Here is a 10,468-nt window from a genome sequence, read left to right as displayed (position 1 = left end):
TGCCGGTGTTGCCGGTGAGGACGTTGTTCAGGGCATTGCCGGTGCCGTTGAGGTTGTCGCTGCCCCACAGCGTCAGATTCTCAAGGTTGGTGCCGAGTGTGTAGTCGATGGCCGAGATGACCGTGTCGATTTCGGTCAGTGAGCTACCGGCTTCAATTACGGTATCGCCAATGTTATCAACGATGTAAGTATCGTTTCCGGCGCCGCCGGACATTGCATCGGCGCCCCCCCGGCCATCCAGCACGTTGTCCAAGCTGTTGCCGACCAGAATGTCACTGAAGGCGGAGCCGATGGCATTTTCAATCTTGGCGCCGAAGGCGATGGCAAGACCGTCATTGGCCGAGGCCTGAGTCGCGGTATTGACGAAAGCCTTGCCGATCTGGCTGTACTGACCCTCATTAAGATTGAGTGTGACGGCCGACAGTTGATTGCTTGCGTCGATAGTGTCATTACCACCAGCGTCCCAGATGGTCTCGAAAACCGTTTGATCCGGCGCCCATTTGTAGACGTTGTCGCCGGTTTGCCAGAGCATGTTGGCACCGTAGAGTTGCTGGATCACGAGGATGTCCAGAACCATCGGGGTCGTTGGCTGATAGGAATACGTGTTGTTGTAGCTCATCAGGGTGAAGTGCGAATCGTCAACCAACGGCGAAATAAGAGTTCTGTTGGTCGGGCTCGCTTCGAACGGGTGCTTCAGGCCCAGCGCATGACCGATTTCATGGATAAATGTCATGTAGTCATACGTGCCTCGGACAGGGTTCGGGTTATCCGTCGCTGGTCCGATCCAGACGTCGCCGGCCAAAGGTTTTTCATCAGGAAAGTAGGCCCACGCGGCCGTTTTCGGGTCCATGCCGGCGTAGCCGCCAAAACGCAGGTCGCCAGCGCTGTCGTTAATGTCGCTGATCAGCGTGAATTTGATGTTCGCGACGGCGCTCCAGGCATTGAGTGCACTGGTCACGGCGGTTTGTTGTGCATTGGTCAGGGCATAGCTGTTGAGAAACTCGTTGTCCGGACTGTAACCCTTGGCGAAGTACGACTGGCCGGGGGTGACAAAACTGTAGGTCAATCGGGTCGAGAAGAAGTCGCTGCCACCAAAGTCCGGGCTCAGCCACTGTTTGCCAAAGATCAGGCTGTCTGCCTGGGCATTGCCGGTAAGAAACGAAGGCCTAGTGAGCACATAACCTGTTGGTGATGACATTTCGAAATCCTGAGTGGGGGGCGGCCTTCCTGGATATGGCCACTTCAATAAGCAATTTTGTACCAAGAACAGCGTCAATTGATATTAGTGTGCCACTATATTTTTGTTGATGGTGCCAGAAAACTGACACGGTCCTATATCGGTGCGCCCCCATGAAACTGAAGATCGACAGGCTGGCATCCTGTCGGAAATCGAATTTCAGGAGCTCTCGATGAATGTCCCGGCCACTAAGCTCATCCGCGAAACCTTCCCCGTCGGCCCGTTGCAGTGCAACTGCACCATCATCGGCGACCCCGTCACGAAGAAAGCCATCGTCGTCGATCCGGGCGGCAACCCCGACCTGATCATGGCGCGCCTCGATGTGCTGGGTCTGAAAGTGGTCAGCATCATTCACACCCACGCGCATCTTGATCATTTCCTCGCCTCCGGTCAGATGAAAGAAAAAACTGGCGCGACCCTGCATCTGCACAAGGAAGATCAGTTCCTGTGGGACAACCTCGAGATGCAATGCCAGATGTTCGGCGTGCCCTACGTGCCGGTGCCGCCACCGGATCGCTGGTTGGCCGACGATGAAGAGCTGGCCTGCGGATGCGGCGTGGCACTTCATACTCCGGGGCATACGCCAGGTTCCATGAGCTTTTGGTTTTCTGAAGCTAAGCTGTTGATTGCCGGTGACACGCTGTTCCGGCGCGGAGTAGGGCGCACGGACTTGTGGGGCGGCGATCAGGCGACCATCGTGCGCTCGATCAAACAACGGCTGTATACGCTGGACGAAGACGCGACAGTGGTTACCGGGCACGGTCCGGATACGCGTCTGGGCGATGAGATGCGCGAGAACCCGTTTGTACGAGCCTGAATATTTTGTCATGCGCGTGCAGCGGAATTATTACGCGCGGGAATGATCCAACGCCCGCACAGGTCTTTGCCAATGGCCGTTGCACCCAAGAATGCAATGTAGGAGCTCTCCATGTTCACCACGCGTCGTTTGATTATTGTCGCTACTGCCGTGGCCGTACTGTCCGGCTGCGCCTCGCCTAACCCGTATGACAATCAGGGCCAGGCTGACGGCGGCTCGCAAGGCATGAGCAAAACTGCCAAGTACGGTGGCCTCGGTGCTCTGGCCGGTGCGCTCGCCGGCGCCGCTATCGGTCACGACAATCGTGGCAAGGGCGCCTTGATCGGCGCTGCGGTCGTAGGTGCTTCGGCGGCCGGTTACGGTTATTACGCTGACCAGCAAGAAAAGAAACTGCGCGCCAGCATGGCCAACACCGGGGTTGAAGTGCAGCGCCAGGGCGATCAGATCAAACTGATCATGCCGGGTAACATCACTTTCGCCACCGATTCGGCGAACATCGCTTCGAGCTTCTACCAGCCGCTGAACAACCTCGCCGGTTCACTGAAGGAATTCAGCCAGAACCAGATCGAGATCGTCGGCTACACCGACAGCACCGGCAGCCGTCAGCACAACATGGACCTGTCCCAGCGTCGTGCGCAGAGTGTGGCCACTTACCTGACTTCGCAAGGTGTCAGCGGTGCCAACCTGAGCGCCCGTGGCGCCGGCCCGGATAATCCGATCGCCAGCAACGGCGACGTCAATGGCCGCGCGCAGAACCGCCGCGTCGAGGTCAATCTGAAAGCGATCCCGGGCCAGCAGTACGGTGGTCAGCAGCAACAGCCGGGCACGGTTCAGCAGTATCCGTAAGCGATTGCCTGAATGAAGAGATGCCCGGTCCTGTGATCGGGCATTTTTTTTGTGCCCCCCTGTAGGAGCTGCGGCACGCTGCGATCTTTTGATTTTGATTGTTAAATGCAAGGTCAAAAGATCGCAGCCTCGTTTCACTCGACAGCTCCTACAGGTTCTGGGTCGCTGCGGAATCAGATACAAAAAAGCCCCCGGACAAGTGATTGTCCGGGGGCTTTTTGTTGGCGCTGGATTACTTTTTCAGGCCGTAATGCTCATCGAGCATGCCCGGCGCGTTCGGCGTTTTCGGCGCGTAGTCGCGTGGCGGCTCCTGATCGCGCGGCGGCGTCAGGCGTTCACGCGGTGCCTGTACGGCATCGGAGTGCAGCGAAGCGAGCAGGCGCTGGCGGGTCTGCTCGTCGAGGGCCAGGCGATTGGCGCCCTCGGCGAGATGATCCTGCACTTCCTGATAGCTCTGGGTCAGTTTCTTGACCAGTGTCGCGGTGCTGTTGAAGTGGGTCACCACCTCATTCTGATAATTGTCGAAACGTTCCTGAATATCGTCCAGTTGCCGCTGTGTGCGGCTGGGCGCGGCGTTCGGCGCAACGCGTGCGATCAGGAAACCAATGGCGACACCCACAACCAGGGCAAGAGTCGGTAACAACCAAACTAAGAGCGAGTGTTCCACGAGTCCTTCCTCTATAAACGGCTTTGCTTTACGTTAACGGCTCGAACCTGCGCTGTATACCGCGATTCACTCGCAATAGATTGGCACAGACAATTTGCTAGACGAGTCGACCCGATTCGAGGTCACGGAGTTCCTTCCTTGCTGATGCGTGAAACCCCTGTAGTGATTGATGGCCCAGTCGGCCAACTGGAAGCTTTGTATCTGGACAACGACCAGCCGCGCGGCATTGCGCTGATCTGCCATCCGAACCCGGTGCAGGGCGGCACCATGCTTAACAAGGTCGTCTCGACCCTGCAGCGCACCGCGCGCGACGCCGGCCTGATCACCCTGCGCTTCAATTACCGTGGCGTCGGCGCCAGCGCTGGTACCCACGATATGGGCACCGGCGAAGTCGATGACGCCCAGGCCGCCGCCAAATGGCTGCGGGAAAAACACCCGGATCTGCCGCTGACGCTGTTCGGGTTTTCCTTTGGCGGATTTGTTGCAGCAAGTCTCGGCGGGCGTCTCGAAGCACAGGGCGAGCAGCTCAAGCATCTGTTCATGGTCGCGCCAGCGGTCATGCGTCTGGGCGATCAGGATCAACTGCCACAGATCGGCGAGTTGACCGTGATCCAGCCGGAAACCGACGAAGTGATCGATCCGCAACTGGTCTACGACTGGTCCGAGCAACTCCAGCGCCCCCATGAGCTGCTGAAAGTGGCAGAATGCGGACACTTTTTTCATGGCAAGTTGACTGATCTCAAGGATCTGATCCTGCCGCGTCTCTCGAATTGATTGCAGTCTGACAAGCGATTACCCATGACGAACCGTACCCGCATTCTCACCGGCATCACCACCACCGGCACGCCGCACTTGGGCAACTACGCCGGCGCCATCCGCCCGGCGATCCTCGCCAGCCGCGACAGCAACGCCGACTCGTTCTATTTCCTGGCCGACTATCACGCGCTGATCAAATGCGATGACCCGCTGCGCATTCAGCGCTCGCGTCTGGAAATCGCCGCGACCTGGCTGGCCGGTGGCCTCGATGTCGATCGTGTGACCTTCTATCGCCAGTCCGATATCCCGGAAATCCCCGAGCTGACCTGGCTGCTGACCTGTGTTGCCGCCAAAGGCCTGCTCAATCGCGCGCACGCTTACAAGGCGTCGGTAGACAAAAACGTCGAGACCGGCGAAGACCCGGACGCCGGTATCACCATGGGCCTTTACAGCTACCCGGTGCTGATGGCGGCGGACATTCTGATGTTCAACGCGCACAAGGTGCCGGTCGGTCGCGATCAGATTCAGCACGTGGAAATGGCGCGTGACATTGGGCAACGTTTCAACCACCTGTTCGGTCAGGGCAAAGAATTCTTCACCATGCCCGAAGCGCTGATCGAGGAAAGCGTCGCCACGCTGCCGGGTCTCGACGGGCGCAAGATGTCCAAGAGCTACGACAACACCATCCCGTTGTTCTCCAGTGCCAAAGAGATGAAGGACGCGATCTCGCGGATCGTCACCGACTCGCGTGCGCCGGGCGAGGCCAAGGATCCGGACAACTCGCACTTGTTCACGCTGTTCCAGGCGTTCGCTACGCCTGCGCAAGCCGACGAATTCCGCAGCGAACTGCTCGGCGGTCTGGGTTGGGGCGAGGCCAAGAGCCGACTGTTCCAACTGCTCGACAACGATCTGGGGGAGGCGCGCGAGCGTTATCACCAACTGATCGAGCGCCCGGCAGATCTGGAAGACATGCTGCAGATCGGCGCCAAGAAGGCCCGTGCCGTAGCGACGCCGTTCCTCAACGAACTGCGCGAAGCGGTTGGTCTGCGTTCGTTCGTCAACCAAGTGCAGGTTGCTGCGACCACCAAGAAGAAAGCTGTGAAAACTGCGCGTTTCGTCAGCTTCCGTGAGGACGATGGTAGCTTCCGTTTCCGTATGCTGAACTCTGATGGCGAGCAAATGTTGCTGTCTCGCAACTTTGCCGACGGTAGAACTTCCGGCAGTTTTAGCAAGTTGCTGCAAGCGGACGAACAGGTGGAGGTGCGCGTTGAAGCTTTGGGTTTCAGTGTATGGATTGGTGGCGTCGCGGTCGCCGACAGTCCGCAGTTCCCCGACGTTGCTGCGCGGGATGCGGCCATCGAGGCCTTGCGGATCGCTCTGACACCGGTTCAGGAATAATCAGCGGCGCGGCCCGACCAAGGGCCGATTGCCATTCCCACGGGCCGTCGCTACAGTGACGGCCCGTTTTTGTTGCCTTGCTAACGAATTATGACGCCCCTAGAACGATATCAAGCTGATCTGAAACGCCCGGACTTCTTCCATGACGCGGCGCAGGAAACTGCCGTGCGTCATTTGCAGCGCCTGTACGACGATCTGGTCGCGGCCGACCAGAACAAGCCGGGCTTGCTGGGCAAGCTGTTTGGCAAAAAGAACCAGGCGCCGGTCAAGGGCCTGTACTTCTGGGGTGGCGTTGGCCGTGGCAAGACTTACCTGGTCGACACCTTCTTCGAAGCGCTGCCGTTCAAGGAGAAGACCCGCACGCACTTCCACCGCTTCATGAAGCGCGTGCACGAAGAGATGAAGACCCTCGGCGGCGAAAAGAACCCGCTGACCATCATCGCCAAGCGCTTCTCCGACGAGTCGCGGGTGATCTGCTTCGATGAATTCTTCGTCTCCGACATCACCGACGCGATGATCCTCGGCACGCTGATGGAAGAGTTGTTCAAGAACTGCGTGACCCTGGTCGCGACCTCGAACATCGTGCCGGACGGCTTGTACAAGGACGGCCTGCAACGTGCGCGCTTCCTGCCGGCCATCGCGCTGATCAAGCAGAACACCGAGATCGTCAACGTCGACAGCGGCGTCGATTACCGTCTGCGTCACCTCGAACAAGCGGAACTGTTCCACTTCCCGCTCGACGAAGCTGCGCACGAAAGTCTGCGCAAGAGCTTCCGCGCGCTGACACCGGAATGTACGGCAGCGGTCGAGAACGATGTGCTGATGATCGAAAACCGCGAAATCCGCGCACTGCGTACTTGTGATGACGTGGCCTGGTTCGACTTCCGCGAACTGTGCGACGGCCCGCGCAGCCAGAACGATTACATCGAACTGGGCAAGATCTTCCACGCCGTGTTGCTCAGCGGCGTCGAGCAGATGAGCGTCACCACCGACGACATCGCGCGACGCTTCATCAACATGGTCGACGAGTTCTACGACCGCAACGTCAAACTGATCATTTCTGCTGAAGTCGAGCTAAAGGATCTGTACACCGGCGGGCGTTTGAACTTCGAGTTCCAGCGCACGCTGAGTCGTCTGCTGGAAATGCAATCGCACGAATTCCTGTCGCGGGCGCACAAGCCTTAAGCGCATCGGAAAACAAAAAGGGCCTGCAATTGCAGGCCTTTTTTTTGCTCATTGAACGTCAGGCCGCTTGCTGAAACTGCTGCCGATACTGGTTCGGCGACAGTTCAGTGTGCTGGCGGAACAGCCGTGCGAAGAAACTCGCGTCGTCGTAACCGACTTCGTAACTGATGGTCTTGATGCTCTTGCGGCTGCCGGACAGCAGGCCCTTGGCAGTCTCGATGCGCAGTCGTTGCAGGTAGTGCAGCGGCTTGTCGCCCGTCGCGGTCTGGAAGCGGCGCATAAAGTTGCGGATGCTCATTCCGTGCTCGCGTGCCACGTCTTCGAAGCGGAATTTGTCGGCGAAGTGCTCTTCAAGCCAATGCTGAATCTGCAGGATGATCACGTCCTGATGCAGCTTCTGCCCGCCGAAACCAATGCGGCCCGGCGCGTAGTTGCGCTGCACCTCGTAGAGGATGTCGCGGGCCACGGCTTGCGCGATGTTAGCGCCGCAGAAGCGCTCGATCAGATAGATGTACAGATCGCAGGACGAGGTGGTGCCGCCGGCGCAATACAGGTTGTCGGCATCGGTCAGGTGCTTGTCCTGATTGAGATAAACCTGCGGGAACCGCTCGGCGAAGGCGGTGAAGAAGCGCCAGTAGGTGGTTGCTTCCTTGCCGTTGAGCAATCCGGCCTCGGCCAGCCAGAATACCCCGGTGGCCTCGGCGCAGAGCACTGCGCCGCGTGCGTGTTGCTCGCGCAGCCACGGCAGGATCTGTGGGTAGCGCTGGCATAGCGTGTCGAAATCGTCCCAGAACGCCGGGAGGATGATGATATCGGCATTTTCCAGACCGCCGTCCACCGGCATGACCACGTTACTGAAGCTGTTCACCGGTTTGCCATCGGGACTGACCAGGCGCGTTTCGAACGCCGGATTCAGGCCCAGGCCCAGTTGTTTGCCGTAGCGCAGGCTGGCCAGATGGAAGAAATCCTTGGCTTGCATGAGGGTGGAAGCGAAAACCCGGTCGATCGCCAGGATGCTGACGCGCCGCAAGGGCGTGGAGACTTGCTTAGACATAATTCAACTTTTGTTTTGTTTTTATAAGGGAAAGTGGTCATCAGACGGCTGGATCGTCTTATTTTTTGTCGGATGTGTCCAGTGTCCTGTATCGGATGCGAGGCATAGTCTCTGAAGGTCTGATCCCTCCAACAAGAACTAAAGGTGACGCATGATTCCCAGAACCCTGTTCAGCTCCGAGCACGAATTGTTCCGCAACAGCGTACGAACATTCCTCGAAAAAGAGGCCGTGCCGTTTCATGCACAGTGGGAAAAACAGGGCTACATCGACCGCCAACTGTGGAACAAGGCGGGGGAGGCGGGGATGCTTTGCTCGCACCTGCCGGAAGAATACGGCGGGCTGGGGGCGGATTTTCTCTACAGCACCGTGGTGATCGAGGAGGTCGGGCGGCTGGGCCTTACCGGTATCGGTTTCTCGCTGCATTCGGACATCGTCGCGCCCTACATCCTGCATTACGGCAGTGAAGCGCTGAAGCATAAATACCTGCCGAAACTGGTCTCTGGCGAGATGGTCACCGCCATCGCCATGACTGAGCCGGGGGCCGGTTCTGACCTGCAGGGCGTGAAGACTACGGCAGTGCTGGATGGCGACGAGTACGTGATCAACGGCTCGAAGACCTTCATCACCAATGGTTTTCTCGCGGATCTGGTGATTGTCGTGGCCAAGACTGACCCGAAGGCTGGAGCGAAGGGCACCAGCCTGTTTCTGGTCGAGGCGAACACGCCGGGTTTCGACAAGGGCAAGCGCCTGGAGAAGGTCGGAATGAAGGCCCAGGACACGTCGGAATTGTTCTTCCAGGACGTGCGCGTGCCGAAAGAAAACCTGCTGGGTCAGGCCGGGGCCGGGTTCGCTTATCTAATGCAGGAGTTGCCTCAGGAGCGCCTGACTGTGGCGATCGGGGGGCTGGCTTCGGCGGAAGCCGCGTTGCAGTGGACGCTGGATTACACGCGTGATCGCAAGGCATTCGGCAAGGCGATTGCCGATTTCCAGAACACTCGTTTCAAACTGGCGGAAATGGCCACCGAGATTCAGATCGGCCGGGTATTCGTCGACCGCTGTCTGGAGCTGCATCTGCAAGGCAAGCTCGACGTACCGACGGCGGCGATGGCCAAATACTGGGGCACCGACCTGCAATGCAAGGTGCTCGACGAATGCGTGCAGTTGCATGGCGGTTACGGATTCATGTGGGAATACCCGGTGGCCCGGGCGTGGGCGGATGCGCGAGTGCAGCGGATCTATGCCGGCACCAATGAAATCATGAAGGAGATTATTGCGCGGTCGCTTTGATTCGCAGTGACCGGATTGGCGCCATCGTGGCAAGCCACGCTCCCACAGGTATCACTTGACTTGTGGGAGCGTGGCTTGCCCGCGATTGGTTTTGACGGTCAATCAAGGGGCCGGGTTCGGATGATCCTTGTGAATCGTCTCAATCCCCGCCAGCACTTCGTCGGAAAGTTTCAGCTCGTAGCTGGCGATGTTGCTATCCAGTTGTTCCAGCGTCGTCGCACCAATAATGTTGCTGGTGACGAACGGCTGCTGATTCACAAAGGCCAAGGCCATCTGCGCCGGATCCAGATCGTGTTCGCGTGCCAATGCCACATAACGGCTGCACGCCGCTTCCGATTGCGCGTTGAAATAACGGCTGAAGCGGCTGTAGAGACTCAGGCGGCCCTTCGGCGGACGCGCGCCACCCTCGTACTTGCCCGACAGGAACCCGAACGCCAGTGGCGAATAGGCGAGCAGACCGCACTGTTCACGGATGGCGATTTCCGCCAGACCTATCTCGAAACTGCGGTTGAGCAGGTTGTACGGGTTCTGGATCGACACCGCGCGCGGCCAGCCACGGGCTTCGGCCAACGCAAGAAACCGCATGGTGCCCCACGGGGTTTCGTTGGACAGGCCGATATGGCGAATCTTGCCGGCGCGTACTTGCTCGTCGAGTGCTTCGAGGGTGTCTTCGAGCGGCGTCAGGTTGGCTTCAATATGGTGTTTGTAGCCGAGCTGGCCGAAGAAATTGGTGCTGCGTTCCGGCCAATGCAGCTGATACAGGTCGATGTAGTCGGTCTGCAGGCGCGCGAGGCTGGCGTCCACCGCCTGGGTGATGTGCTGGCGGTTGTGGCGCAGATTCTTGTCGCGGATGTAATCGATGGTGTTGCCCGGGCCGGCGATCTTGCTGGCTAGAATCCAGTCCGCGCGGTCGCCGCGACTCTTGAAGTAATTGCCGATGTAGCGCTCGGTGGTGGCATAGGTTTCGGCTTTCGGCGGCACCGGGTACATCTCGGCGGTGTCGATGAAATTGATCCCGGCTTCCTTGGCTCGTTCGATCTGGGCGAAGGCTTCAGCTTCAGTGTTTTGCTCGCCCCAGGTCATGGTGCCGAGGCAGATTGCACTCACGTTCAGGTCGGTACGGCCTAGCTGGCGATAGTCCATCGGGTGCTCCTTGGGCAAAACAATCATAAAAGCAGGTTGAAATATTTTTCGCAATCTGCATAATTGCCGACCTCTTT

Annotated in this window: 10 protein-coding genes; 6 read left to right on the top strand and 4 right to left on the bottom strand. The window is 58.6% G+C overall.

Annotated elements, in window-relative coordinates; translation table 11 throughout:
- A partial coding sequence (locus ACOI8A_RS08610) for a M10 family metallopeptidase (protein WP_420657743.1) occupies positions 1-1,198 on the bottom strand: 1,198 nt, incomplete at its 3' end.
- A gap of 211 nt (positions 1,199-1,409) precedes the next feature.
- Here ACOI8A_RS08610 and ACOI8A_RS08605 point away from each other — a divergent pair.
- Together ACOI8A_RS08605 and ACOI8A_RS08600 are read left to right on the top strand one after the other, a co-directional pair.
- The gene (locus tag ACOI8A_RS08605) at positions 1,410-2,054 is read left to right on the top strand and encodes an MBL fold metallo-hydrolase (protein ID WP_420650828.1); all 645 of its coding nucleotides are present in this window, start codon (positions 1,410-1,412) and stop codon (positions 2,052-2,054) included.
- 111 nt (positions 2,055-2,165) lie between these two features.
- Positions 2,166-2,900 (top strand): OmpA family protein, encoded by a 735-nt coding sequence (locus ACOI8A_RS08600; RefSeq protein WP_420650829.1) that lies wholly within the window; start codon positions 2,166-2,168, stop codon positions 2,898-2,900.
- A gap of 232 nt (positions 2,901-3,132) precedes the next feature.
- On the opposite strand, the gene ACOI8A_RS08595 is transcribed toward ACOI8A_RS08600, so the two are convergent.
- Entirely contained in the window at positions 3,133-3,567 is a 435-nt protein-coding gene (locus ACOI8A_RS08595) for a YhcB family protein (protein ID WP_420650830.1), read from the bottom strand.
- Positions 3,568-3,711: 144 nt separating this feature from the next.
- Here ACOI8A_RS08595 and ACOI8A_RS08590 point away from each other — a divergent pair, with 144 nt between their 5' ends.
- The 3 genes from ACOI8A_RS08590 to zapE all read left to right on the top strand — a co-directional run bounded on the left by ACOI8A_RS08590 (position 3,712) and on the right by zapE (position 6,906).
- On the top strand, positions 3,712-4,341 hold the full coding sequence (locus ACOI8A_RS08590; protein WP_420650889.1) for an alpha/beta hydrolase: 630 nt from the start codon (positions 3,712-3,714) through the stop codon (positions 4,339-4,341).
- Between the two features lie 24 nt (positions 4,342-4,365).
- Positions 4,366-5,721, top strand: a complete 1,356-nt coding sequence (locus ACOI8A_RS08585) for a tryptophan--tRNA ligase (protein ID WP_420650831.1) — start codon at positions 4,366-4,368, stop codon at positions 5,719-5,721.
- Positions 5,722-5,811: 90 nt separating this feature from the next.
- Positions 5,812-6,906 (top strand): cell division protein ZapE, encoded by a 1,095-nt coding sequence (zapE, locus tag ACOI8A_RS08580; protein WP_420650832.1) that lies wholly within the window; start codon positions 5,812-5,814, stop codon positions 6,904-6,906.
- A gap of 58 nt (positions 6,907-6,964) precedes the next feature.
- On the opposite strand, the gene ACOI8A_RS08575 is transcribed toward zapE, so the two are convergent.
- Entirely contained in the window at positions 6,965-7,861 is an 897-nt protein-coding gene (locus ACOI8A_RS08575; RefSeq protein ID WP_420650890.1) for a GlxA family transcriptional regulator, read from the bottom strand.
- A 250-nt stretch (positions 7,862-8,111) separates the two neighbouring features.
- Here ACOI8A_RS08575 and ACOI8A_RS08570 point away from each other — a divergent pair, with 250 nt between their 5' ends.
- Positions 8,112-9,248 (top strand): acyl-CoA dehydrogenase family protein, encoded by a 1,137-nt coding sequence (locus ACOI8A_RS08570; RefSeq protein WP_420650833.1) that lies wholly within the window; start codon positions 8,112-8,114, stop codon positions 9,246-9,248.
- Between the two features lie 102 nt (positions 9,249-9,350).
- Here the strand turns inward: ACOI8A_RS08570 and ACOI8A_RS08565 are convergent, their stop codons facing one another.
- Positions 9,351-10,391 (bottom strand): NADP(H)-dependent aldo-keto reductase, encoded by a 1,041-nt coding sequence (locus tag ACOI8A_RS08565; protein ID WP_420650834.1) that lies wholly within the window; start codon positions 10,389-10,391, stop codon positions 9,351-9,353.
- Positions 10,392-10,468 lie beyond the last annotated feature (77 nt).

It is taken from the genome of Pseudomonas sp. P4795, from assembly GCF_048822895.1.
Taxonomy (GTDB): Bacteria; Pseudomonadota; Gammaproteobacteria; order Pseudomonadales; family Pseudomonadaceae; genus Aquipseudomonas.
This window is presented reverse-complemented; position numbering and strand designations above follow the sequence as displayed.

Coding starts and splice junctions, on each gene's coding strand:
- ACOI8A_RS08605 (WP_420650828.1), top strand. CDS start 1,410: ATGAATGTCCCGGCCACTAAGCTCATCCGCGAAACCTTCCCCGTCGGC.
- ACOI8A_RS08600 (WP_420650829.1), top strand. CDS start 2,166: ATGTTCACCACGCGTCGTTTGATTATTGTCGCTACTGCCGTGGCCGTA.
- ACOI8A_RS08590 (WP_420650889.1), top strand. CDS start 3,712: ATGCGTGAAACCCCTGTAGTGATTGATGGCCCAGTCGGCCAACTGGAA.
- ACOI8A_RS08585 (WP_420650831.1), top strand. CDS start 4,366: ATGACGAACCGTACCCGCATTCTCACCGGCATCACCACCACCGGCACG.
- zapE (WP_420650832.1), top strand. CDS start 5,812: ATGACGCCCCTAGAACGATATCAAGCTGATCTGAAACGCCCGGACTTC.
- ACOI8A_RS08570 (WP_420650833.1), top strand. CDS start 8,112: ATGATTCCCAGAACCCTGTTCAGCTCCGAGCACGAATTGTTCCGCAAC.
- ACOI8A_RS08565 (WP_420650834.1), bottom strand. CDS start 10,391: ATGGACTATCGCCAGCTAGGCCGTACCGACCTGAACGTGAGTGCAATC.